Genomic DNA, 25003 nt, shown 5'->3' on the forward strand with positions numbered 1-25003 from the left:
AGATAGCGCTAGTTTTTGACAGTAGGTGTTGAAGAAGCTACCTTTTTAGCTGAAGGCGCATTTGTTTTCTAAACACTTCTTTTACCATATACGACACACCTTGCTGATCATTTGATCGTGTCACCCAATCAGCTAGTCTTCTTATTTCATTTGGGGCATTTCCCATCGCAACACCGAGTCCAGCCTGATAGATCATCTCCCCATCGCAATGTGCATCACCTATGACTACCATACTATCAACAGAAATACCGAGATGATCACCAAGAATCTTTAGGCTCTTTGCTTTGGACACAGATTTAGGAATGATACCAAAATTACATTTTGTTGAACGAACGATCGTTATATTAGGGATGAGGTCTTCAAGAATTCTCCTTGCTTCTTCACGTTCTTCATCATTAAAGAAATGAGCATCGATCTTGGGTGGTGATAACTCTTTCTTCTCTAAATACTCACTCAACGTTTCAACGAAATTCACAGGATAGAAAAGCGGATCTCCGATGCCAAGGGTCATTTTCGCTGACAGATAATGATTCTGGTTCACTCGATTTCCAACAGCAAGCCTTTCATGGATAATGCGAATATGGCAATCAAACTTCTCGAGTATATGGATAATGTCGCGTACATCATCTTTACTAATTCTTTGTTGATAGATGGGCTCTTGTACGTTCTGAGCAATAAATGACCCGCTATGTGTAACGAGAATAGAATCATCTAACTTAACTGACTTTGCGATTTTCTTCGCAGAAGCGAAATTTCGACTAGTAATTAATGTGACATACACACCTTTTTCTTTCACATACTCGATGGCTTCCTTCGTCTCTTTATCGATTTTATGGTTAGACCGTAACAACGTACCATCAATATCTAAAGCTAAAAGTTTATATACCATGTCGTCCCCCCTTATCTCCTGAAAGTCGTCCCTCTATCATCTATTTTTATGAGAGATGGACTTTGTCCTATCACTTAATTTTCTATTGGTAAAACTTATGTGAAAAAAGCGTTTAAGTTTATATAAGGGTGGGAACTTCTATTATAAATCCACTTATATTACAAAAATATTACAACATAAATTTGAAAGGGGTAATAACCATGACAGAAGGTAAAGAGAGAATTAGATTTGATTGCGTAGGGACGATAACTCAGCCACACATATACAAATGTACGACGTGTGATCATGAATTTAGAGGGAAAATTCAAATTGAGAAAAGTAAACACGAGCTTCAATGCCCAGAGTGTGAACTAGAAGAACAAATCATCACTCAACCAACACAATTTGAGGTTGTAGGTGTAATAGAAAACGTAGCTTCATAGACCGTCTTATCATGATAGTTTGCTCATTTCATTTAGAGTGACATATACAAAAGATATTCACTCAAATAAGCAAGCTATTATGGAGCATAAAAAAAGAACTCTCGCAAGTAATTGCGAGAGTTCTTTTTTTATTTATTGTTCAACGTTTTCTTCGTCAGCTTTACCGTAAAGATCTTCAAGCGGCTTTGTAACGATTTTGTTGATGTCTTGAATTACTTGGCTCATGCGCTGTTCTTGTTGCATGAGTTGAGAAATTACTTCGTGCTGCTGAACAAGTTCTACTTGTTGCTGAGCAGTTTGCGCTTCCTCTTCAGTAATTTGCTGACCAGTCATTTGCTTCTGTTGAAGCTCCATCTGCATGTTACGGAAGTTATCGAACAACTTCTTCGCAACTTCATCTTGGTTTACCTGATCGTAAAGTTCCTTAAGCTTTGTGTAGTCCTCATGCTCGCGCATAGCACCTTCTAGCTCATAAGCTACATCGTAAAGATTTTTTTCAGCCATGATATATACCTCCTTAGTTTAAAAGGATTATTTTCGCTCTCATAACCCCGTACCTACCCACTATAACAAAGACAGAACAAATCATCCAATAATCGTGATAATGATTCCTTGAACAACCCCGATTAATCCTCCAAGAACTGCTCCAAGATATGTGATCATTTTGAACTCTCTTCTTGATATGGAGAGAACCATATCTTCTATACGTCCCACTGAGAAGCCTTCGACCTGACTTTTTACGATTTCAGCCAGCTGTAGCTGCTTCATCAATGGCTGTAGTTGGTTACTCAAATAATTACCAGCCGCATCAACGATTCTAGGAACGAAATCTTCAACGATTCGATCCTTGAATGGTTCGATTGCTTTCGTCAGAGGAAGTCCCATGATGTGATCGATAGGTAGTTCATTTACAATTGCTTCAGAAAGGTCATTTACGATTACGTCAACATCTACTTTGTCCTCAAACGTATGCAATTTACTTTCTTTAATCGTATGCCATTCTTTTTCAAGCATCGTTGTGATGACACCTTGAATGTCTTTTTGCTTCAATAGCCTTAGGAGTTCTGGCTGAACTTTATCAACAATCCTTGTGTTCGTGAAGAACATATTGATCATGCTACCCAATGTCCCTCGTTCTGCAAGGTAAAGGTCAATCATAACGGATAGCTTTTCCTTTCCTTCCGGTGAAGCAATATAATCACTTACTTTACTCAAGATTAGGTCAGAAAATGGTTCGATTCCATTCTCTACTTTTAATACCAGCCTCTCGGGTAGTACCTCGCCAACATCCTTGCTCTTCAATTCATCAATCTTTGCTTCAAGCTTTTTACTAATATAAAATTTTGCTTTCTCTTTAGTCTCGTTAGATGGAGACTCCATGTGAAGACCATTTTTGATGAGATCTTCGATTGTATCTTCCTTCTCAAGATACTTCATAACTTCTTTTTGGGCATATTCAACCATGGTTAGTTTAAAAACAGGATCGTGCATTTTTTTCTGAATGCCTTCAGGAGTTAATAAATGGTCAACTACCATCTTACCGAGCTGAACAGCTAACTCATCACGGCGTTTTGGGATGAGCCCTGGTGTAAATGGCAACTTCCATTTTCCAATATACAGAGCTTTATATGGCCGGAATAACATTTTGATAGCTAATGAATTCGTAAATCCACCTATGATCGCTCCGATAACGACCATAAACAGAATCGTAATAATAATGGACGACATAAACATTCAACCTTTCTATCTCACGCTTTCACAAAGAAAACTCCATCTTCATAGTATACGTTATCCGCAATTGCCTATCCAGTTTAAGGAAGGCAATGGACCGAAAAAATATTGAACGAGGGTTTTCAATGAAACAGTCACATAAAGTTATCTTACACCCTTTACTCGAGGAAACGGGACAAAACCAACTTATTATTCCAGAATTCCTTGCATCGAAGTGGCGCATTAAGAATACGAACGTGTTATTTAACTGCGGATCTCTACAATACCCTGTTCACCTTGAGAGCTACGAAACAGACACTGATCAAGCGGTTTATTGCTCACCGGATATTCTATCGAGCCTCTACCTTCCTTCTGATGGCGTGCGTGTTCTCTTAACCTACTGTAAAGAAACAAACGCGATTAAGATAGGACCTATATTCTGCTTAGCTACAAATGCCAGCGGAAATGAAGAACTTCCGTTTTCAGCATACACTGATTTTTGCGTAGAGATCGCAAAATTCTGCGAAGAACACCACATCTTTTTCTATGTAAATACCTTAAAAAACTGGGATGAAAACTCAGTGATCGGTAAGAGATGGCAAACTGATCAATGGATCGAATACACGCTCCCCTTACCTTCCATCATCTATAATCGCATTCATTCAAGACGATTGGAGAACTCTAGCCAAATTAATAGCTTAAAGGAATTTTGGAGAAAGCATAACATACCTTATTTTAATGAAGCATTCATAGATAAATGGGATGTTCATCAAATGCTCCTACTATACGAGGAAATAGCACCTTACCTCCCTGAAGCAGTTATGCTCGACTCCATGGATAGTTTGAATCAGATGATGAACCTGTACGATACCGTATACCTTAAACCAATTAACGGAAGTCAAGGAAGACATATTTATCGTATTAGCAAAAGTGACGATTGTTATTTACTTGGCTACTCGAGCTTTAGTGGAAACAAAACGTTAACATCTCATACCATATCAGGTCTATACCCCGCTATCCGGGCAAGAAGTAAACGCGTACCATACCTAGTCCAACAAGGGATTCCCCTCTTTGAAGTGGAGGATTGTCCCGTGGATTTTCGGATTCTTTGTTTGAAGGGTCCTGGAGATAAATGGAGGGTTGTTTCATCTGTAGCGCGCGTATCTCAATCGAGAGATCAATTCGTATCAAACATTGCTCGTGGGGGGTTATTAAAGTCAGTCGATGAAGTTCTAACACAATTTGATAAAGATTCTAGAAAACAAACTAAACGAATCCTTCCAGAGTTGGCGCTAGAAATATCACGAATCATCGATCGTGAAACAGAAGGAATGTATGGAGAGCTAGGGATTGATTTAACCATAGACAAAGAAGGTCACCCGTGGATCATTGAAGTGAATACAAAACCTTCTAAAACCCCTGACAATCCTTCAAATAATCATTGCCGTCCGTCAGTCAAAGCATTGATTCAGTTCGTTTATTGGTTCACTTCTAACTAAGAGAGGTGAAGAATGGATACTTTCGGAATCATGCAAACCTCTTTTCGACATGAGAAGAAATATGTACGTGAACTAGCACGAGCTGGTACAGCCTCTGGCTTTACTGTAGTACGCTTCCAACCTCACGGACATTTACGATCGACCATTCTAGGTCTTAAATATGACAGCTCCCGTGACCGTTGGAGAAGAACGACATTTCCGATTCCGGCTTTAATCTATGACCGCTGTTTTCATAACGCTCCTTCTAAACAAACACTTACGTTTATTAAAGAACTCAAAAAACAATCAAATACCACATTTCTTGGCTATGGGTTACCGGGAAAATGGGCCGTTTACAACAAATTAAAAACCGATACTATTTTAGCGCTACACCTTCCGGCAACGTTTCAGCTCAGCACACATACCGGAATAAGGGTTATTCACAACATACTAGAAGAAAAATCAGAAGTACTATTAAAACCTCTCAACGGATCTCAAGGCAATGGCCTTGTCTATATTACGATGCACGATCATGGCTTTCATTCGCAAATCAATCATAAAGGAGACATTCTCCATCATAATTATGATACAACTAGATCTTTTCATAACTTTATTGAGAATTTAATCTCACAAAAAGACTATATCGCTCAGGAAATGCTTAACCTCCGCGATAATCACAACAATCCATTTGACCGAAGAGTGGTGATGAAAAAACAAGGTGACTCATGGAAGGAACTTGGTCGTGCCACCCGTGTAGGTATGCCCCATTCGTTTGTTTCCAACCTTCATAGTGGCGGTGTGATTAAATTTAGTGATGATCTTGATCTATCGAAAGACGTGTTAGTTAGATCAGAAGAGCAAATTTCTCAGCTTTCATTAAGAACAGCGAAATTATTAGAGCTACATTTTCCACCTAAATTTGAGCTTGGGCTCGACTTTGGTATTGATCAAACAGGACATGTTTGGCTATTAGAAGCAAATTCAAAACCAGGTCACACAATTATCCAGGATAAACACGAGCTTCATTTCCTTCCTTTTCAATACTGTCGATACCTTCAGTCTCAAAAGAAAGGGGTTAACAAATGATGATAGACCCATGTTTATTGAAGAAAGACACGACTTCCTCTGGTTGCCTTTATGTCCCGCCTTCAACATTTAAATCCTACGTTGACAGGGTATCCTTTCCAAACAAGCTTTGTTTTGGATCTAGAACATCGTTCTGTTCTGTTTCTCCACACCCTGATAACAAAGAGGAATACATGATGTCAGAGGACTTGTGGAAGATACTAGGTATTCCTAAAAAAACATCTGTTCATCTTTTTGAACATGGAGACTCTCTTCATATCGGTCCACTAATTGGCGTATTCACTGCTGGATTCACAAAAGATAGTATGCGACCTATTGGAGAACGCAGCATGTATTTTGCGAAATTATTAACTGCCGCTAGAAAATGCGGCGCGTTTGCATTTGTATTTGGTGCACATCAAGTGGATTTTAAAGAGCAGACCATTAAAGGACTCACGTATAACAAAAAGGGATGGAGACAGATTAAAATTCCTCTTCCCGACGTCGTGTATGATCGTCTTCCAAATAGAAGCTCTGAATCGTTGGAACAAGTAGCTAAAACGAAACGCCTTCTTCAGTCTCAGCACCTCATACCATGGTTCAACCCAAGCTTCTTTGATAAATGGAAGGTTTTTGAGAAACTACAAGATGATGATGCTGTTCGTCACTACTTACCAGGAACAATTCTAAATCCAAAACAAGAAACCCTTGCGAAAATGTTAGAAGAATATGAGCAAATCTACATCAAACCTGCTAATGGCAGTCTTGGTTTAGGAATTCAGCAGATTCTTAAACCTGCTAATGAAAAATATTATTATTGTCGTTTTCGCACTGGTAAAGAGAATAGACTTAGGAGCTATAGCTCTTTGTCTAGATTGATCAAACAACAGTACCCTTCTGGTAAATTAGATGGCTTTATTGTTCAACAGGGAATTGATCTCCACCGAATTAATCAACGACCTATGGATTACCGCGTTCACACAAACAAAAACAAAGTAGGGAAGTGGGAAGTTAGCGCAATCGCTGCAAAAATTGCAGGTGAAGGAAGTTTAACCACCCACACTTCTTCTGAAGGTACAGTAAAAACATTAAATGAACTCGTTACCGATTATGGATTCAGCAAGGATTACGAGAATTTATTGAGTGAGGCTGCTCTTAAGCTTAGTCATTCACTCGATGATAAGATACCTGGTTTCATCGGTGAGTTTGGATTTGATTTAGGAATCACTAAAAATGAAGAAATCTACGTATTTGAAGCAAATTCCAAGCCTGGCAGGAGTATTTTTGACCATAAACGTCTTAAGGCAGAAGAACTTAAGACGCGCGTACTGCCAATGGAATATGCAATTCACCTTGCGAAATCTGCTATCGAAAAAGCACTGGTCAACCAACGATGATCCAACTTTTCTATGATAATGAGAGCAATAAATGGTCACAAAGAAGTACTTATCAAATATTATATTGGGGGAAAGAGCAACTTTCGCTCTCCCCCCCTTCAACTAAATCAGTCAGACCAATTATTAAAGTCAACTCGAATAAGAACGGCATCCGTCCTTTAGTTGGTATTCTTGCAGGTGACAATTCGAATTACCATTTCAGTGGTAACACCGCAATCTTCACATCCATTCAAAATGAAATCACAAAACATGGTGGGTTATCATTTGTATTCACTCCATCAAGTATTAGAAAAACCTATATTACAGGCTATATCTTTGATGAAACAACAAAGAAATGGACAGGTTATCGATTTCCATATCCAAACATCGTTTATAACAGAATCCCCACTCGGAAAGAAGAAAGTTCTAGAGGAGTAAGGAACATATTGAATTACTTAGATAAAAAAGAGCTTCCCTACTTCAATAAACGCTTTCTTAATAAAGCCGACCTTTATCGTCTGCTTAATTGTCATGATGAGGTAAAACCTTACTTACCTAATACTGAACTTCTAACTCCAGATAATCTTGAACCCTTTCTATTACAAAACCCTACAGCATACTGCAAACCGTCTACAGGGAGCAAAGGACATGGTATTTTCAAACTTGAAGCTACCGCAAACGGGTACAAATATAGTGATCATGATAACTCGATTTGTTTCGATACGATTAATGACCTTTCTTCTTATCTTCAACCAAAACTGAAAGAAGTTTACCTTATTCAAAAAGCGGTATCACTTAGTACTCATGGGAACTATCGATACGATTTCAGAGTTTTGCTCCAAAAACCTTATAACTTCTGGCAAGTGACTGGTATCGGAATACGAGCAAATGAAAAAGAACATTTAACCACTCATGTCCCACGAGGTGGTCGTATCTTTTCGTTCGATAAGATTGCTGACCATAGTGATGAAATCAAGATTAAGAAATTAGCCCTTACAACTGCCTCTCTTATTGATCATGAAGGTTTATTTGCAGAACTCTCAATGGATATTGGAAAAGATAGTAATGACGACTTGTGGATTTTCGAAGTGAACGCCAAACCTATGCGATTTGATGAGCCATCGATTCATCAGGCATCCATCTCTTCCCTTATATCTGCTTTTCGAACATTTTCAGCGTATTAACCTGATGTGTTATGATATAAAAAAGCGTTTTCAGCCAGGGGGAATATAGATGTTATCGCATTTTCAATATAAACAAATAGGACCTAAAGTACGAAAGCCGAAATGGGAGGTATCCTTTTTCTATCAAGGCGCATATTATCGATCGCTCTACCTTCATAACGGAGAATTCGACTGGTTCGAACCTTCGCCTAAAGAAGAAGACAAATCAAAGCTACAATCCCAAATTCATGAACTGATGCTCTTTCATGTTTATGAGAATCCAGCTAATAATTAAACCACTACCTTCACATACTAACCCTATAGAATACTATAGGGAGTTGAAGAATGATGCCAAAGAAGAAGGTAGACGGGTCTCAATACGAAGGACGAGACAAGTTTGACATGGATATCGACCGTATGGTGAATGAAGGCATGGCTGGCGGAGCAGTTCATCAAAGCTATAGACAAGCTCAAATCGAAGAAGCGATTCCAGTTATGGAACAAGAACCACCTCATAAATGTGACGGGTAACATTAGGATGGTATAATAATGAGAACCTCTGCCATAGACAGAGGTTCTTTCTTATTGAAGCAAAAAGGAGGTTCAGGAATGATGAACAACAATTTATCCGAACTATATGGCGAAGATTATACAGTAGCATCTGAACAGCCTGAACAATTCTATTGGTATGAAACCGCAGATGGTGATCGGTTCGGTATTCGGAAATCCCGCTTGTCACATGATGAACAAGTGCTACTCGATGCCCTCTTTCCTTCAAAAGGTATAAAAGAAAACATCGACGATACACTTCAACAAAAGTGGGCATCGTTACTTTTTAATGAAAACATGGAGCTTCCACCATTGAAGGAAAAAAAATTAAGATACATACATTTTCATCTGAAAGAGGCGCCATCAGACTTTAGTGAATTCCAAGAAGCAATGATCGGATTGTTCTCAACAGACGTGGTATTCCTTTTTAAGAATGAAAAAGAAGGTGTTATGATTCAAGAAAGTATTGAAGACGAACACCTTATTGAAGAGCTAGAACAAATGGCAGCAGCATTAACGGCTGATTTTTTTCTCGAGATGTCTCTCTTCGTAGGACAGGTCATTCATAACACTGATCCATCGAATTTACTTAGCACCTATCAAACTGAGGTGAAATGGTTTGCATCCGGAATAAACTTGATGCCTTCACAATTGGTTTTCACCCAAACGGCAATTGTACCGGCAATCTTATTTAGTGAAGCAAGTCAGGAAACGATTCACTATTTGCAGACGCTGATCGAGCCAGTAAGTGACGATGCTGAGTTATTGAAAAGCATACGAGCTTATTTGGAATCAAACTTGAATATCACGCTAGCTTCTAAACAGTTATATGTACATAGAAACAGCTTACAATACCGTGTAGATAAATTCATCGAACGAACAGGAATCGATGTGAAATCATTTAAAGGAGCCGTCATGGTATACCTGGCTCTCTATACTCTCGAGCTGCGTTGATCAACGCAGCTTCTTTATGTCATTCGTTCATTATGCACAAAATAACTCTTAAATTTTGTGCACGCCTCCAATTTACGACAGCGTTTTCATAACGTAAACTTAGAACTAGTTAAAGACAGTTACTTATTAGGAGGCATAACAATGGCTGAAATTAAATTAAATCACATTTATAAAAGATATGATAATAAATTCGAGGCTGTTAAAGATTTTAACCTCGATATAAAAGATAAAGAATTCATCGTATTTGTTGGACCATCAGGTTGCGGTAAGTCAACAACTTTGCGTATGATTGCTGGACTTGAGGATATCTCTGATGGAGACCTCGTAATCGGTGAAAAACGAGTAAACGACGTAGCTCCGAAAGACCGCGATATCGCAATGGTTTTCCAGAACTATGCTCTTTATCCACATATGAACGTCTATGACAATATGGCGTTTGGTTTAAAGCTTCGTAAGTTTGATAAAAAAGAAATCGAGCGACGCGTAATGGATGCTGCTCGTATCCTTGGTCTTGAAAATTTGCTTGATCGTAAGCCTAAAGCCCTTTCTGGTGGTCAGCGTCAGCGTGTTGCATTAGGACGAGCTATCGTACGTGACCCTCAAGTATTCTTGATGGATGAGCCTCTATCTAACCTTGATGCAAAGCTACGAGTGCAGATGCGTGCTGAAATCTCTAAACTTCATCAGCGTCTTCAAACGACAACCATTTACGTAACACATGACCAAACAGAAGCGATGACGATGGCAACGCGTATCGTAATAATGAAAGACGGTGTCATTCAACAAGTTGGTTCACCTAAAGAAGTATATGATGCTCCTGATAACGTATTTGTTGGTGGATTTATCGGATCTCCTGCAATGAACTTCCTTCGTGGACAACTAGAAGATGGTTACTTCAAGATGAACGATCTCAAAGTCAAAGTTCCTGAAGGAAAAATGAAAACACTACGTGACAATGGCTACACGAATAAAGAGATTCTTCTTGGTATCCGCCCAGAAGATATTCATGACGAGCCAGTTTTCATCGAATCTTCTCAGGATACAAAGATTGAAGCAACAATCGATGTAGCAGAATTAATGGGTGCTGAAACGTACCTCTACTCAAAAGTAGCTGATCAAGACTTCATCGCTCGTGTCGATTCCCGCTCTGACGTTCATAGTGGCCAAAATATCGAGCTTGCATTGAATATGAATAAATGTCACTTCTTCGATACAGATACAGAACAGCGTATTTATTAATTTACAAAAGCTGAACCCCTTTTTAGGGTGTCAGATTGTTGAGAAAGTCTTAAAGACCATCTGCACGGATAGTGAGGCGATTTCCGCTTCAGGATGCTCGCTTTCCGCGGGGCGGGCGGTGAGTCTCCTCGTCGCTTTCAAAACGCTCCTGTGGGGTCTCACCTGTCCGCACGTCCCGCAGGAGTCGAGCATCCTTCCGCTCCAATCAACATTGATATGTGGTTTCGAAAATAAGAAAAGCCATTAAATTACTTTTAGGGATATAAAACAGAGGACTACTTAATCATAATCAGTCGGAAAGTTTGCTTTGATTGATTGCTACCTAGTAGGAGTGAATACCACTTGACTCCCGTGGAAAACGGGCGTTTGAGACTCGGAGTGGACGGCTTTTTGTCCGCGAGGAGGCTCAGGCGTTCGTCCACAGGAAAGCAAGTGGTATTCAAACTCCTACGGCATAGGGAACACATTAATCAAGTTTCTCTACAAACTGACACCCTTTTTAGGGTGTTTTTTTTGTTTTCCATAACCTGCATGAACTCATCGTGGAAAGTCAATAATGGTTCATGATTGACTTTAGAGCAAATGCTCACTAAAATTAAACCTGTAATTCATATCAACTTTGTTGGGATTAAGGAGGAATTAGTTTGAAGAAGAATAGGATATTAGGTATTGTTTTTATTTTAACTCTAGGTGTACTCGCTGCATGCGGTGCAAATAACGAGAATACAGAAACGTCCGAAGATGGGGATTCAAAAGAAACGCTGTTAATCGGTACAGAAGCTACTTACCCACCCTTCAGCTACCGTAATGATGACAATGAAATCACTGGATACGATGTAGAAGTGGCACGTGAGGTTGCGAAACGCATCGGCATGGAAGCAGAATTCAAAGCGATCGAATGGAAAGGTCTCCTTTCTTCTCTTGAAACAGAACGTATCGATATGGTCGCGAACCAGGTAACGATTACTGACGATCGTAAAGAGAAATTTGCCTTTACTAACCCATATACAATCTCAGGTGGTCAGGTAATCGTTCATGAAGATAACGATGATATCAAGAGTATCGATGACCTAGAAGGCAAAACGGTTGCTACAACGCAAGGGAGTAACTATGAACAAGCTGCCAAAGATGCTGGAGCAGAAACGAAGATCTACAAAGGTGCCAATCAAGCATTGACTGACTTAAGCAATCAACGCGGAATCGATGCAGCGATGAATGATCGTCTATTTATCCTCACAGAACTTCCAAAGACCGATTTCAATGTGAAAGGTGTAGGCGAACCATTTAATAAAACTGAAATGGCCTTTGCATTACCACAAGGAAAAGAAGACTTAGTTAACAAAATTAATGACGCTCTGAACGAAATGAAAGAAGATGGAACACTTGAAGATTTATCAGCAAAATATTTTGACGGAGAGAACGTAAGTGAGTGAAATAGGTAAGGTATTGTGGGATGCTTTGCCCTTTCTTTTAGAAGGGGCAAAGAACACCCTGCTTTTAAGCTTCTTTTCCATCTTTGGTGCACTAATCGTAGGGCTCATCATCGCACTACTTCGAATTTCAAAAATAAAAATCGCAATCGGTTTTGCAAAACTATATGTATCATTCTTTAGAGGCACGCCCCTACTTATCCAATTATTTATTTTATATTTCGGGCTAGTGTCTGTCGATATTCAGCTCACAGCCTGGCAGGCAGCTTATACTGGACTTATCTTACACTTTGGTGCTTATATCTCTGAATCATTGCGTGCGGCTATACTATCGCTATCTAAAGGACAATGGGAAGCAGCAATGTCACTTGGAATGAACAAATCATTAATCTACAAAGAAATCATTATTCCACAGGCTTGGAGAAGAGCCATACCTCCTGTCTGGAACTCATTGATCGACATTGTAAAGGCGTCTTCCCTTGCCTCTGTTATCACAATATCAGAACTTACGTATAACTCTGATCAGATAGCAGCATCAAGTTATGAAGTGTTACCAATCATGCTAACAGCTGCATGTATTTATTGGCTCTTTACAACTGTACTCAATATCATACAAGGCTTTCTTGAAAAGCGTCTATCGATCCCATCTTAAAAGGAGCTGTCATCAACGACAGCTCCTTTTCTTATATCATCCATTCCTCTATTAAGTACACATCAGACTTCATACAAGATGGACATGCTAAAACATGAGGACATTCATGCTCTTTGGCATCAACAGAATAGCCATCTGCCATCCTCACAGACTCAATCGATTCATACGGACTATAATCGTCATAATAATCCGCTTCTCTTCCCTGATCTAACAGGTTTGTACCACATGTTGAACAAGCCAGTTGAATGGCGGTATAACTATTACAAAGAGGACACTCGAAAGCCATTTGATCACTCCTCTTAAGGTTTCATATGTAGTAATCAAAAGAAGGGATGGACTCGTCCACCCCTTCACAGCCATGGTATACAATTATTTTTGGTATCCACCAAGTTGTTGTTCAGCCATCTGAACTAGACGCTTAGTGATTTCTCCACCAACTGAACCGTTAGCGCGAGAAGTAGAATCTGGACCAAGTTGCACTCCAAATTCAGAAGCGATTTCATACTTCATCTGGTCGATAGCTTGAGCTACACCAGGTACTACAAGGTTGTTTGAGCTTCCTTGTCTTGCTTGTTGTTGTTGAGCCATGTCAATCACCTCCTTTGTACAACTAGTTTGTGAAATCTGATTTTTTATATACCATATTTTTTTGGTAAATGTTTCATGAAAAGCGGAAGTGACCGTTTAGGTCCGAAAAGCGCTGGAACCCTTCACTTTGAACACGCTTTTTGTGTTCAGAGTGAAGGGTGAAGCGATCGAGGACCTGGTCACTGCAGCTGGACACCATGAAAAGCGGAGACGAGCGTTTAGAAACGGAGATATTGGAACTCTTGAAATAGAACACGCTTTTTGTGTTCTGTTGAAAGAGTGAAATATCGCAGTTTCTGCGAGTCGCAGCTGGACATATGAAAAGCGGAGTGGGCCCGTTTAAATCCGTAGGATGTTGGAACCCTTGAGGGTGAGACGCTTTTTGTCTCATCCGAAAGGGTGAAACAGCCGGAGGATTTGGCCCACGCAGCTAGACATAGAAAAGCGAAGTGACCGTTTAGACCCAACAAGCGCTGGAGCGCTTTCTCATGAACACGTTCTTTTTAAAGACTAAAAAAAGCACGAGAGAAATCCCTCGCACTTTTTAACCAATAATAACTCTTTCTGTTGGATAGTGATATCGTTCTCTCAATACCGTACCCCTGAGTAGAAATAGAAATGATAATATTCCAATACGCCCAATAAACATTAAGCATATCGTAACTATTTTACCGAACGTACTTAACCCAGGCGTTATCCCCATCGATAGACCGGTAGTCCCGAAGGCAGATGAAACCTCAAATATGATAGCCACAAGCGGATAAGGTTCTGAGAACGAAAGCATAACGATTCCAGTGCTCCAAACCATAACAGCAACTGCAAATACGACAAATGCTTTATGGACATCCTCTGGGTGCAGCTCGCGCCCAAATACTTTAATTGAACTTCCACCTTTTGCAAAGAAGAAAATAGCGATAAGAACAATTGCAAATGTTGTGGTACGCACACCACCACCCACACTACTTGGTGAGGCTCCGATAAACATGAGGGCTGACATTAATAATTGAGTTGGTTCTTGAAACTCGTTCACATCCATCGTAGATAATCCACCACTTCGAGTCGTTACAGATTGAAACATCGCATAGAAGAATGATTCATGCCACGACTTGTCAGCAAAGAATGTAGTAGCCTCAAAAGCCCAGATCATAATTGCCCCTACAACTACGAGTACGAAAAACGTCATAGTTGTTAGCTTTGTGAACAATGAGAATTTATAACGATAAGTATTTTGCCTAGAAAACAAGAAATTCTTAACCTCGATTAAGACAGGAAATCCAATCGCCCCTGTAACGATTAAGAGAATATGAATAAATTGAACAAAATAATCCTTTGCAAAGGGTTGTAGAGATTTACCAGTAATATCGAATCCGCCGTTAGTCGTTGCACTAACTGAGGCAAAGAACCCTTGCAAATACGCCTCTTGCCATGTTTCAAAGAAACGGAGATAATACGTCCCTAGCACTACAGCTCCAACTAATTCAATAATAAAAATCAATGCTAATATTTGCTTCATCAACTGTACTAGCCCCGATAACGTCGATTGGTTTTGATCGGTCATAATAAGCTGCCTCTCTTTTAAACCAATCTTCTTACCCATTACAAGCCATACGAATGTCCCAAGAGTCATAATACCTATTCCACCGATTTGTAGAACAAATGCAATGATGATGATGCCAGGAACACTAAACGTATCGGCTGTAGTGACAACCGTAAGACCGGTTACGCTAACAGCACTTACAGCTGTAAATAGCGCATCAATAAAAGAAAGTTCTTTCCCTGGCTGATGAGCGACGGGCAAACTTATCAATATCGTGGATATAGTCACTGCTAGTAAATAAAACAATACGATTAATTGTACTGATGTTAATCGAATGCGTCTAAATCGAGATCTTAACAAAGCACCCACAGCCTTTTCATATAATTACATTCCCTATCATAAACCAAATGAATTATCTGTCAACGTCTTACACATCTATCCTCATTATTGAGATTCTTTACTCGTTCTATTCCTTATACCCTTTTTGCTCTTCAAGCATATCCATAGGGATGTGTTCAAAACAACATAAAAAGGACCGTAACGATACGGCCCTATCCCCTTTATTCTAAAATGCACGCTGTTTTCCTCTATTTATTAATGCTTTCATTTCAAATTGATAGACCTTTGCTTCTTTATGGCTGATTGCGTCACCCAGCCTCGACTGGAGCGCTAACAACCGCTGCATTTCATCTTTTGTTAAGTAAACCGGCAGCGGTCCATTCGTAGTCATCACTCCTTTAACCGCTGTTTCTTCTGTACTCTCGCTCTCTTCATTAAAGTACTGTAAGTTTTCCATTTGTAGAAGGGCTGTACTTTGTTGCTGAATTAAATCGATCTTACTATCGATGTACCGTTTTAGAAAAGCACTACTTCCAAACCCAGTAAGAATCGAAATGTATAAGACATTTTCTACATTCTTATACGTTTCAAAGAACATAAGGGTAACCAATAGAGCACCGATCCCCCCTATCAATGGCTCTTTTAAGGAACCGATACTATAGTAAACGCCCTTATGATCTTCGCTTTTCACCTTACGCCACAACCTGAATTCACCGGACAGCAGTATATTTCCTATTCCTCCTAACACACCCGCAGACACCACGAACAAGACATAAGTCCAAAAGTCTGGAAAATGTGTTCCTAAGGAAATATCACCTGCCATCTATAAATACCTGCGGTGCATCTTCTTTCCGTCATATGAGAATACAACTTCTTTTTCTTCTACCATAGTTTCCATGTGAACTGGACGTCCCCATACTTGATGAATATACGGAAGAACGCGTTCCAAATATTGAAGATCAAGTTCAGTATCTTCAAAGGAATGCTTCACATACATTTCTCCAGCTCTCATATAATCACCATCGACAACTGTTAAGTATGGAAATCCACCGTTAACCCTCATCGTCACAAGCTGATCACGGATCATTTCCCATTCCTTATCAACAATTTTATAATCTCGGCCCTTCTTCTGGAACAAGTATAAGTCTTCTCTATGGACCAAATCTTTGGTCAAGTAATTCCTGATAAACGAAATGTCTGCCTCTACTTCTCGAACTTCAAACATCTTCTCTCTTCCACTTCCAGGATTTACGCCTCTTCGAATCATCTCTTCAGTCGGATTATCATGCACTTCTTCAATATTTTCAAAAATTTTCAACCCTAAATAATATGGATTGATTCGTGTTCTAGAAGGCTGAACAACATTCGCATTTAAAGAAGCAAATTCAATGGATTCTTCTGTAGTTAAATCCATTTCACGCAAAATGCGCTGATGCCAATAACTCGCCCAACCTTCATTCATGATTTTCGTTTCAAGCTGTGGCCAGAAATACAGCATTTCTTCTCTCATCATCGTCATAATGTCTCGTTGCCAATCCTCGAGCTCATTACTGTACTCTTGAATGAATAATAGTAAATCCTTTTCGGGGTGAGGAGGAAACTTTTTTCTTTGTTTTGGACGCGGCTCGTCCTTTGTTTCGTTGTCATCTAATGACCAGAGATCGTTATATGGCGAATCATCTCTTGCAACGTGTACATCTTCCTCTTCATCATTAAGATTATATGATAATTTCGGACGCATAATCGAAGGATCGATGTGCTCTTGGATAGAAAGCACTGCATCAAGGAAATTCTCCACTTCCTCTTTTCCATACTGATGTTCATAATTAGCGATTCGCTCTGCAGTGGCAGTCATGCTTTCAACCATATCGCGTCGAGTATTAGAGAATCTAATGTTGTTTTTAAAGAAGTCACAGTGAGCAAGAACGTGAGCAATAATCAACTTATTTTGAATAAGGGTGTTTGTATCTAACAAAAAAGCATAACAAGGATCTGAGTTAATAACTAACTCATAAATTTTGCTTAATCCTAAATCATACTGCAGCTTCATTTTGTGAAATTGTTTCCCAAAACTCCAGTGTGAAAACCTTGTCGGCATACCATATGCCCCGAACGTATAAATAATATCTGCAGGGCAGATTTCATAACGCATTGGATAGAAATCAAGACCGAACCCCTTGGCTATTTCAGTAATTTCTTCGATAGCATTAAAAATCTCTTTCTCTGCGCTCATTTCCTTCCCTCCTAAAATATTGCTTATTAATATGTATGTTAGGACAAACAAGTTCATGAGTAGAGGCGAGGAAATGATAGACTAAGAAAAGGAAAACACAAAAAAGCAGCTGGCTATCCAGCAGCTTTTCGCTTTTTGTTATATTCAACTGTCGCTTAGGTGAGACCAGATGTTACAAGATAGCCAACAAGTAAACCTAAAACAACCGATGTAACGACATAGGACCTTGTTGAGCTAAATTCTATAAATGGTCCATGCGTGGGTTCATAGAACCAACTGTACTGCACAAACCCCAGCATAATAAAAAACATAATTCCATAAAGTAAACTTGTCACCCGATCCCCTCCCTTTTTTCAAAGCATGTAAATACCATTCCATAAAACGAACGATTCAACGAACGATAAAGTTATGAATAAGCTGGTACCTATTTTACTGAGGATACCAGCTCTTTCATTCCGTCTTCACTCATCGGTCCAACCAATCTTTGTTTAATTATACCATTTTCATCAATGACATAGGTGGTTGGAATGGTAATTGTTGCAAATTTTTCTGATTGTTCTCCCTCAACATCTAAAAGGATAGGAAAGGTGATATTATATTGCTTTCTGAAATCTTCAACAGCTCCAACTGAATCATCCGAAGTAATATTGACTGCTAAAATCTCTGCTTGATCAGAATGTTCGTCATAGAAACTTTGCATATGAGGCATTTCAGCCTTACAAGGAGGGCACCATGTAGCCCAGAAGTTTAAAAATACAACTTTACCTCTATAATCCGAAAGGTTCACTTTTTCACCTGAGAGAGTTTCTAACGAAAAATCCGGTGCGAGGTTTCCATTTTGAATGCCTTCCTCAACTTGACCAGACACCTCTTGGCTAGCTTCATTTTGGGGTTTCGCAACTGGACCGTTTGTGAAGATCGATAGCACCGCGTAAATAGCTAAGCAGGATACAACGACTATTCCTGGAATCAAACGCTTCATCTACTTCTCCTCCTATAGACACCATATTGAATCCATACAGTGTAGATCGCTACAAATAGATACAGCCATTGTAGTTTTGACGTTTCCAGTATATATTCTTGCTCCATCATACCGATAATGAACGACAAGATACTGCCCCACAACAGAATATCGAGGAACCGCCAATCATATGATTTCCAATATATCAATAAAAGAAGCATCGCTAGTAACAAAAACACGGACGCCCATGATCCTCCATCAGCTAACTGAAATACCTCATAACAAATCGTTCCCATTACTAGTCCAACACTAAGTAGAAAGATGTGACTCTTGTGATTTTGGTAGTTGGTAAGCTTCCAATGGATATAGATCATAGTAAAAAGAAGAGCGATAATAAAGCCATTATGACCACCTGTGAAATACAACAGTGATAGCGGAGAGTTGAAAACTAGCAGCGGACTCAATATGAGGAGACTAACTTTCCAAAAAAGAATAAATGCAACGACTGCTTCAAAAGCTAAATCAGCGGCATTGGTTGATAACCTCAAAAACTTACCAACCAGATAAATAATAAGTAGTGCAATCGCAATGCTTATTCCCGTCAAAACGAGTTGTTCCGAAATAGTAACTTTTCCTATTTGCACTGAGAATCTAGCTCCTTAGCGTACTGAAAATTGTAATAAGATCTATAAGATTAACGGCTTTTCACAAGAAGATTCACAGCTTCTTTCACGACTTCTTCAGTAGACTCACCTTTATCGAGTTGCATTCTAATACACTCCTCGAGGTTTGAACCTACAATAAGACCAATCGTACGATCGATTGCAGTTCTGCTAGCAGATAGTTGAGTGATAACATCTTTACAATCTTGTTCTTCCTCCAACATGCGTAATACTCCGCGAATCTGGCCTTCAACACGCTTAAGACGATTTTTCATCTCGTTTGTATATTCCATACTCGGAACCCCTTTCGATTTCTAATAATATATTATTAAAGCTTATACTTTTTAATAAAAGATTAAACACTTGCGCCTTCTCTTCATATATTGTAAAATAAATCTTAATTTAAGGATAGGAAAAAGGGTTATTTAATTAAAAGGAGGCAGGACCTTTTGGAGTTATCCGAAGATGATAAACGATTATCTAAAATTTACAGAAAGATCGTTACTTCAAATGAGTACAAAGCAGGTAAGATTCTGGAGAAATTGGATAATGACACGAAAGATAAAGTATTCAAGCTCATTCGAATGAACAAAGCTGAATACGAAGCACAACTAAACAAACAACACCTTCATCAATAATAGAAAACCGGCTATTAAAGCCGGTTTTCTTTTGCTATTCAGATGAAATGGAAAACCAGGACTAATCTAGTCCTGGTTTTTTTATACTTCTAAGCGTTCGTTCACTTTGGACATAACAGAAGCCCTTAGACTCGCAAGCTTCTTCTCACTATCTTCAAGGCTTGTACTATTAACCCCAAAATAAAACTTAACTTTTGGTTCAGTTCCTGATGGGCGTAAACAGAACCATGACCCGTCTTCAAGCTTATATTTCAACACGTTTGACTTCGGTAATTCAATTGTTTCGGTTTGGTTATCTTTCATGTATGTTCGAGTACTCGTTTGATAATCTTCTACGATCGAAACTCTTAATTCTGCTGCTTCTATAGGTGGTTCTTCGCGGAATTGTGAAAGGAGTGATTCAATTTTCTCCGCGCCTTCCTTACCTTTCAACGTTAGCGATTCAAGTCCTTCTTGATAGTAACCGTACTGTTCAAAGACTTCTAATAATCCTTCGTATAACGTCATACCCTTTGATTTGTAATATGCTGCTACTTCAGCAGCAACTAGACATGCTTGTACAGCATCTTTATCACGAACGAAATCTCCGATCAAATAGCCGTAGCTTTCTTCATATCCAAACAAGAATGTGTGCTGTCCAGTTGTTTCGAATTCTTTAATTCTCTCACCAATAAATTTAAAGCCAGTAAGAGTGTCGTAGGATGTTAGGCCATTATCTTCTGCAATTCTGCGACCAATTTCAGAAGTTACGATTGTTTTAAGTACTGCACCATTCTCAGGAAGTTCACCTTTTTCCTTCATCTGAGTGATAATGTAATCTAATAGGAGTGCACCAGTTTGATTTCCTGTAAGAACAACATAGTGACCTTCTTTATTTTTAACTGCCACCCCAACTCGGTCTGCATCTGGGTCCGTAGCAAGTAAAACATCAGCATCTTCTTTCTCGCCGTATTTTATGGCAAGCTCAAATGCAGCATGCTCTTCAGGATTTGGTGATGAAACTGTAGAGAAGTTTGGGTCAGGAAGTTCTTGCTCTTCTACAACTGTCACCTGCTTAAATCCATAAGCTTTTAGTCCCTCTCGAACAGGGTGGTTAGCCGTTCCGTGAAGCGGTGTAAATACAATCTTTAATTGATCTCCCATCTGTTCTAGAAGAGGTTTATTAACGCGAAGCGTCTTCAACTTATCGATATATTGATGGTCGATTTCAGAACCAATCATCTTGATAAGCCCCTGGCTTTTCAGCTCTTCTTCAGAAGAGACACGAACTTCTAACTCGTTCTCCACACCGTTAACGTAAGAGATTACTTTTTCAGCTACTTTAGGAGGTAATTGGCCACCGTCATCTCCATATACTTTGTAACCATTATACTCAGGAGGATTATGACTTGCTGTAATAACGATTCCTGCGTAAGCATTCAATTGCCTTACAGCGAATGAAAGCTCTGGTGTAGGCCTTAGCTCTTCGAACACATACGTTTGAATACCATGGCTAGCTAATGCCTTTGCAGATTCCATAGCAAACTCTGGAGACTTATGACGAGAATCGTAAGCGATCGCTACCCCTCGCTTCTTTGCATCCTCGCCGTTTGCAATTATGTATTGTGCGAGACCTTCTGAAGCTTTCCTTACAGTGTAAATATTCATTCTGTTAACACCGGGACCGATTTCTCCACGCATTCCACCTGTACCGAACTCTAGGTTCTTATAAAATGCATCTTCAAGTGATTTCTCATCACCTTCAAGCATTGTAAGGTCGCGTTTTAATTCCTCATCAAGTTCAGTTGCTGCTGTCCATCGTTTGTATTCGTTTTTCCAGTTCATTTCTGCCTCCTGTGTTGTGTCTAGCTTCTTTTGCATATATTTGTCTTCTATGTTTAGAGCTAAATTCCTTCTATCCCTAAGAAGAATTCAACGCTCTTAGTGCTAATCTTAATACGAATTCCAGTGAATTCCAATATAAATATGAAAGGTCCTCAAAAAAAAGAAGAAAGCCGCGATGGCTTACTTCTTATAGTGAATTTCATAGAGGTCTTTCCTTCTATCTCGTAATTGGCGGACCGTTCCTGATTGTCGTTGCCTTCTTAATATTTCAAGGTCAACATCCCCTACCACCACAGTTTCGATGTTAGGATGACATTCTCCAACGATACCATCTCTTGAAAATGCAAAATCAGAAGGTGTAAAGATGCCAGATTGTGCATATTGAACATCCATATTCTCAACTTGTGAGAGGTTTCCGATTGTTCCAGCAATTACGGTATAGATTTGATTTTCTACCGCTCTCGCCTGAGCACAATAGCGTACTCTCAAGTAACCTTGACGGTCGTCCGTACAGAAAGGTGTAAAGATGATATTTGCACCTTTGTCAGTCGCAATACGACCTAGCTCTGGGAATTCGATGTCATAGCATATCTGGATCGCTATCTTCCCACAATCCGTATCGAATACTTCGATTCCATCAGAACCATGGATCCCCCACCAGCGTCGCTCGTTTGGCGTAACGTGTATTTTATATTGCTTCTCAATCGTCCCATCTCTTCTGAAAAGATATGCGATATTATAAATCTTGTCATCTTCTAGTACAAAATGAGAACCACCGATTATATTTACGTTATACTTAACTGCAAGGTCCGTAAATAGTTCGATGTATGGTTCAGTATAATCCGTTAACCGCCTTACAGCCTTACTCGGAATATCTTCATCCATAAATGACATGAGCTGAGTAGTGAAGATTTCAGGAAACACAGCGAAATCAGATCCAAAATCAGCCGCTACATCTACGTAGTACTCTACTTGATTTGCAAACTCTTCAAATGACGTGATCTTCTTCATGGCGTATTGAATCGCACAAATTCGAACTGGGAAAGACGACCGGAAATGTCTTCTCGTTTTTGCTTTGTACTCGACGTTATTCCATTCCATCAATGTAGCATACCTTCTAGAAGCTTTATCATCAGGCAAGTAATTTGGGTTGATACGCATCACGTTAAACCCATTCATTAATTGAAATGTGAGCACAGGATCATAAATATTTTGGAATTTAACTTCTTCAACATATTCTGTTGGTTTCATCTTATCAGCGTATTTATGGTAATTTGGAATGCGTCCACCGATGATAATACTCTTCACATTTAATTCTCGAGCTAGATCTTTCCTCGCATCGTAAAGACGCTTACCGATTTTCATACGTCTATAATCTGGATGAACCATTACCTCTATGCCATATAAATTATAACCATCGGGATTATGGTTTGTAATATAACCTTCGTCAGTAATGTCATCCCATGTATGTTGGTCATCATACTCATCAAAGTTCACCATCAAACTTGAGCAAGTCCCTATGATCTTCCCTTCATACTCAACACAGAATTGACCTTCAGGAAATATCTCTAGATGGCTTTCTAAGTGTTCTCTCTTCCATGGGTCCATCCCTTTGAAACAAACGTCCTGTAAAGCTAGGATTTCATCGATATCTTGTTTTGTTATTCCTCTAAGTTCCATTTTCTTTTCGAATTTGGAAACATCTAATTCAGACATCCTATCTACCTCCACTTAACTGACTATCTTACTATGTACCCAAATATACAATCATTTTATCATAGAGGTAATCTTTTTCAGAATAAGAAGAGGCTGACATGTGTCAGCCTCTTTGCCTTTACGCTTGAGTTGTACCGTTTTGAGAAATGCTGGATAATGCTGGCCCAGCTTCCTGCTGATCTGGTGTTTTCGTAGCGAAATCCCCAAGCGAAACCATTCCGACTACCTGATTGTTTTCTACCACTGGTAGTCGACGGACTTGATTTTGTGCCATTAATGCTGCTGCTTCATCTGCTGTCATGTTTGGAGTTGCCGACACACAATTGTTAGACATACATTGACCAACCTGTGAAGTAGCAGCAGCTCCGCTAGCAGTTGAGCGCGTCGTGATATCTCTATCAGTAATAATCCCACACAATTGACCATTCTTCATTACTGGAAGGGCACCGATATTATGCTGAGTCATCAATGCGGCTGCTTCCTGAACGGATTGTTCTGGTGTAACAGATACGACATTTCTGGACATGACGCCTTGCAGATTATTATGCACAAACATTCCTCCCGATTAGAAATGGTGAAGACTGAAAAAAAAACAAGGTCTTACAAAGAGTAGTGTGAACGCTTTTCGAGTAAATTATTTTTCCTTTTTTTGCTTTGCTGCATTTGTATGAAAAACGATCTTGTCGCCATCGCTCTTTACGATGATCGTGCCAAGCTGATCAGTTCTGAATATTGGGACCTTCAATGTGCTTAATGTTTTCAATACTGATTTGTCAGGATATTGATAGGGATTATTTTTTCCTACAGAGATAACAGCCGCTTTTGGAGCAACAGCATTAATAAAGAGTTTATTTGATGCAGAATCAGCACCATGGTGTCCAATTTTTATTACATCGGAGGACAAACCTTTCTTCATCTCTGTAAGAATTTCCTGTTCAGCCTGCTTCCCAGCATCTCCCATAAGTAGAAACGTATTATTTCGATGCTTCAATTGAACAACTGCACTGTAATCATTAAAGTCCTCGTACTCAGCATGTCGTATTGGTGATAAAAAACGAAGCGTGATTTCTTTTCCAAATCTGGCTTTCTTTCCACTCTCAGCGATGGTTATAGGGATTTCTTTCTTTTTGATAGCTTTTATTAAAGATCGATAATGACGAGTAGGATAGGAAACATCTGGCATCATGATTTTTCCTACATCGAACTCATTTACGACTTTATCCATCCCCCCAATATGGTCATGATGGGGATGCGTCGCAATGAGATAATCTAGCCGTTTAACACCGAGGCTTTTTAGATAGCTTGAAACTTTTTCCCCATCCTTATTATCTCCTGCATCAATAAGCATCGCTTTATTCCCTTGAAGTACAAGAATACTATCAGCTTGTCCCACATCAATAAAATGAAGCTCTGCACCTTTTACTTCAGCATGAACCACAATTGAAGGTTGGAATAGGATAAGGATGAAGGAAAAAAATGCTATGGAAGCTTTCTTCATAAGCAATCCTCCATTTTCATTTGTTAATTTTAGTATGAAGCTTCATTGTCTTTTCATGCTTACAAAACAAAAAAATAGCC

The 25003-nt window shown here is 39.3% G+C and carries 28 protein-coding genes; 13 read left to right on the forward strand and 15 right to left on the reverse strand.

The window, feature by feature from the left end; genetic code table 11:
• Positions 1–37: 37 nt before the first annotated feature.
• A complete protein-coding gene (locus LCM09_RS18045) occupies positions 38–889 on the reverse strand; it encodes a Cof-type HAD-IIB family hydrolase (RefSeq protein WP_224884777.1) in 852 nt (283 codons plus the stop codon).
• 200 nt (positions 890–1089) lie between these two features.
• Between LCM09_RS18045 and LCM09_RS18050 the strand changes: the two genes are divergently transcribed.
• Entirely contained in the window at positions 1090–1311 is a 222-nt protein-coding gene (locus LCM09_RS18050) for a hypothetical protein (protein WP_224884780.1), read from the forward strand.
• A gap of 132 nt (positions 1312–1443) precedes the next feature.
• On the opposite strand, the gene LCM09_RS18055 is transcribed toward LCM09_RS18050, so the two are convergent.
• Positions 1444–1815, reverse strand: coding sequence for a YlbF/YmcA family competence regulator (locus LCM09_RS18055; protein ID WP_224884782.1), 372 nt, complete (start codon positions 1813–1815; stop codon positions 1444–1446).
• Between the two features lie 81 nt (positions 1816–1896).
• Positions 1897–3039 (reverse strand): DUF445 domain-containing protein, encoded by a 1143-nt coding sequence (locus LCM09_RS18060; protein WP_224884784.1) that lies wholly within the window; start codon positions 3037–3039, stop codon positions 1897–1899.
• 128 nt (positions 3040–3167) lie between these two features.
• On the opposite strand from LCM09_RS18060, the gene LCM09_RS18065 reads away from it, so the two are divergent.
• The 10 genes from LCM09_RS18065 to LCM09_RS18110 all read left to right on the forward strand — a co-directional run bounded on the left by LCM09_RS18065 (position 3168) and on the right by LCM09_RS18110 (position 12927).
• Positions 3168–4520: a YheC/YheD family endospore coat-associated protein gene (locus LCM09_RS18065; protein ID WP_224884786.1), complete on the forward strand. Its 1353-nt coding sequence runs from the start codon at positions 3168–3170 to the stop codon at positions 4518–4520.
• 12 nt (positions 4521–4532) lie between these two features.
• Positions 4533–5585: a YheC/YheD family endospore coat-associated protein gene (locus LCM09_RS18070; RefSeq protein WP_224884788.1), complete on the forward strand. Its 1053-nt coding sequence runs from the start codon at positions 4533–4535 to the stop codon at positions 5583–5585.
• Positions 5582–6961, forward strand: coding sequence for a YheC/YheD family endospore coat-associated protein (locus LCM09_RS18075; protein ID WP_224884790.1), 1380 nt, complete (start codon positions 5582–5584; stop codon positions 6959–6961). The genes LCM09_RS18070 and LCM09_RS18075 overlap by 4 nt, the downstream gene beginning before the upstream one ends.
• Positions 6958–8124 (forward strand): YheC/YheD family endospore coat-associated protein, encoded by a 1167-nt coding sequence (locus tag LCM09_RS18080; RefSeq protein ID WP_224884792.1) that lies wholly within the window; start codon positions 6958–6960, stop codon positions 8122–8124. Before LCM09_RS18075 ends, LCM09_RS18080 begins: the two co-directional genes overlap by 4 nt.
• Before the next feature lie 49 nt (positions 8125–8173).
• Complete coding sequence (locus tag LCM09_RS18085; protein WP_224884794.1) at positions 8174–8398, forward strand: DUF5342 family protein; 225 nt, start codon at positions 8174–8176, stop codon at positions 8396–8398.
• Positions 8399–8448: 50 nt separating this feature from the next.
• Positions 8449–8634 carry a hypothetical protein gene (locus LCM09_RS18090; protein ID WP_224884796.1) on the forward strand — a complete coding sequence of 62 codons (186 nt, stop codon included), beginning with the start codon at positions 8449–8451 and terminating at the stop codon, positions 8632–8634.
• Between the two features lie 78 nt (positions 8635–8712).
• Positions 8713–9606, forward strand: a complete 894-nt coding sequence (locus tag LCM09_RS18095; RefSeq protein ID WP_224884799.1) for a PucR family transcriptional regulator — start codon at positions 8713–8715, stop codon at positions 9604–9606.
• Between the two features lie 141 nt (positions 9607–9747).
• Entirely contained in the window at positions 9748–10845 is a 1098-nt protein-coding gene (locus LCM09_RS18100; RefSeq protein WP_224884801.1) for an ABC transporter ATP-binding protein, read from the forward strand.
• 644 nt (positions 10846–11489) lie between these two features.
• Entirely contained in the window at positions 11490–12278 is a 789-nt protein-coding gene (locus tag LCM09_RS18105) for a transporter substrate-binding domain-containing protein (RefSeq protein WP_224884803.1), read from the forward strand.
• Positions 12271–12927, forward strand: coding sequence for an amino acid ABC transporter permease (locus LCM09_RS18110; protein ID WP_224884805.1), 657 nt, complete (start codon positions 12271–12273; stop codon positions 12925–12927). The genes LCM09_RS18105 and LCM09_RS18110 overlap by 8 nt, the downstream gene beginning before the upstream one ends.
• 31 nt (positions 12928–12958) lie before the next feature.
• Here LCM09_RS18110 and LCM09_RS18115 read toward each other — a convergent pair whose 3' ends face one another.
• Both LCM09_RS18115 and LCM09_RS18120 read right to left on the reverse strand, forming a co-directional pair.
• Positions 12959–13213, reverse strand: a complete 255-nt coding sequence (locus tag LCM09_RS18115; RefSeq protein WP_224884807.1) for a hypothetical protein — start codon at positions 13211–13213, stop codon at positions 12959–12961.
• An 83-nt stretch (positions 13214–13296) separates the two neighbouring features.
• Positions 13297–13515 (reverse strand): alpha/beta-type small acid-soluble spore protein, encoded by a 219-nt coding sequence (locus LCM09_RS18120; RefSeq protein WP_224884809.1) that lies wholly within the window; start codon positions 13513–13515, stop codon positions 13297–13299.
• A 142-nt stretch (positions 13516–13657) separates the two neighbouring features.
• On the opposite strand from LCM09_RS18120, the gene LCM09_RS18125 reads away from it, so the two are divergent.
• Entirely contained in the window at positions 13658–13798 is a 141-nt protein-coding gene (locus LCM09_RS18125) for a hypothetical protein (RefSeq protein ID WP_224884811.1), read from the forward strand.
• Positions 13799–14059: 261 nt separating this feature from the next.
• On the opposite strand, the gene LCM09_RS18130 is transcribed toward LCM09_RS18125, so the two are convergent.
• From LCM09_RS18130 to LCM09_RS18155, 6 genes are all read right to left on the reverse strand, one after another.
• Positions 14060–15412 (reverse strand): TrkH family potassium uptake protein, encoded by a 1353-nt coding sequence (locus tag LCM09_RS18130; RefSeq protein ID WP_224884813.1) that lies wholly within the window; start codon positions 15410–15412, stop codon positions 14060–14062.
• 205 nt (positions 15413–15617) lie between these two features.
• A complete protein-coding gene (locus LCM09_RS18135; protein WP_489753193.1) occupies positions 15618–16214 on the reverse strand; it encodes a DUF4257 domain-containing protein in 597 nt (198 codons plus the stop codon).
• Positions 16215–17624: a SpoVR family protein gene (locus LCM09_RS18140; RefSeq protein WP_224884817.1), complete on the reverse strand. Its 1410-nt coding sequence runs from the start codon at positions 17622–17624 to the stop codon at positions 16215–16217.
• A 424-nt stretch (positions 17625–18048) separates the two neighbouring features.
• Positions 18049–18606, reverse strand: coding sequence for a redoxin domain-containing protein (locus LCM09_RS18145; protein WP_224884819.1), 558 nt, complete (start codon positions 18604–18606; stop codon positions 18049–18051).
• Positions 18603–19229, reverse strand: a complete 627-nt coding sequence (locus LCM09_RS18150; protein WP_224884821.1) for a hypothetical protein — start codon at positions 19227–19229, stop codon at positions 18603–18605. Before LCM09_RS18150 ends, LCM09_RS18145 begins: the two co-directional genes overlap by 4 nt.
• A gap of 50 nt (positions 19230–19279) precedes the next feature.
• Positions 19280–19540: a metal-sensitive transcriptional regulator gene (locus tag LCM09_RS18155; RefSeq protein ID WP_224884823.1), complete on the reverse strand. Its 261-nt coding sequence runs from the start codon at positions 19538–19540 to the stop codon at positions 19280–19282.
• Between the two features lie 156 nt (positions 19541–19696).
• Here LCM09_RS18155 and LCM09_RS18160 point away from each other — a divergent pair, with 156 nt between their 5' ends.
• Positions 19697–19885, forward strand: coding sequence for a hypothetical protein (locus LCM09_RS18160; RefSeq protein WP_224884825.1), 189 nt, complete (start codon positions 19697–19699; stop codon positions 19883–19885).
• Between the two features lie 81 nt (positions 19886–19966).
• Here LCM09_RS18160 and LCM09_RS18165 read toward each other — a convergent pair whose 3' ends face one another.
• The 4 genes from LCM09_RS18165 to LCM09_RS18180 all read right to left on the reverse strand — a co-directional run bounded on the left by LCM09_RS18165 (position 19967) and on the right by LCM09_RS18180 (position 24923).
• A complete protein-coding gene (locus LCM09_RS18165) occupies positions 19967–21709 on the reverse strand; it encodes a phospho-sugar mutase (RefSeq protein WP_224884827.1) in 1743 nt (580 codons plus the stop codon).
• Between the two features lie 180 nt (positions 21710–21889).
• Positions 21890–23425, reverse strand: a complete 1536-nt coding sequence (locus LCM09_RS18170; protein ID WP_224884829.1) for a bifunctional GNAT family N-acetyltransferase/carbon-nitrogen hydrolase family protein — start codon at positions 23423–23425, stop codon at positions 21890–21892.
• Between the two features lie 118 nt (positions 23426–23543).
• The gene (locus LCM09_RS18175) at positions 23544–23981 is read right to left on the reverse strand and encodes a CBS domain-containing protein (RefSeq protein ID WP_224884831.1); all 438 of its coding nucleotides are present in this window, start codon (positions 23979–23981) and stop codon (positions 23544–23546) included.
• 78 nt (positions 23982–24059) lie between these two features.
• Positions 24060–24923, reverse strand: coding sequence for a ComEC/Rec2 family competence protein (locus LCM09_RS18180; protein ID WP_224884833.1), 864 nt, complete (start codon positions 24921–24923; stop codon positions 24060–24062).
• Positions 24924–25003: the final 80 nt, after the last annotated feature.

This window comes from Guptibacillus algicola (assembly GCF_020171805.1).
In the GTDB taxonomy this organism is placed as follows: Bacteria; Bacillota; Bacilli; order Bacillales; family Guptibacillaceae; genus Guptibacillus; species Guptibacillus algicola.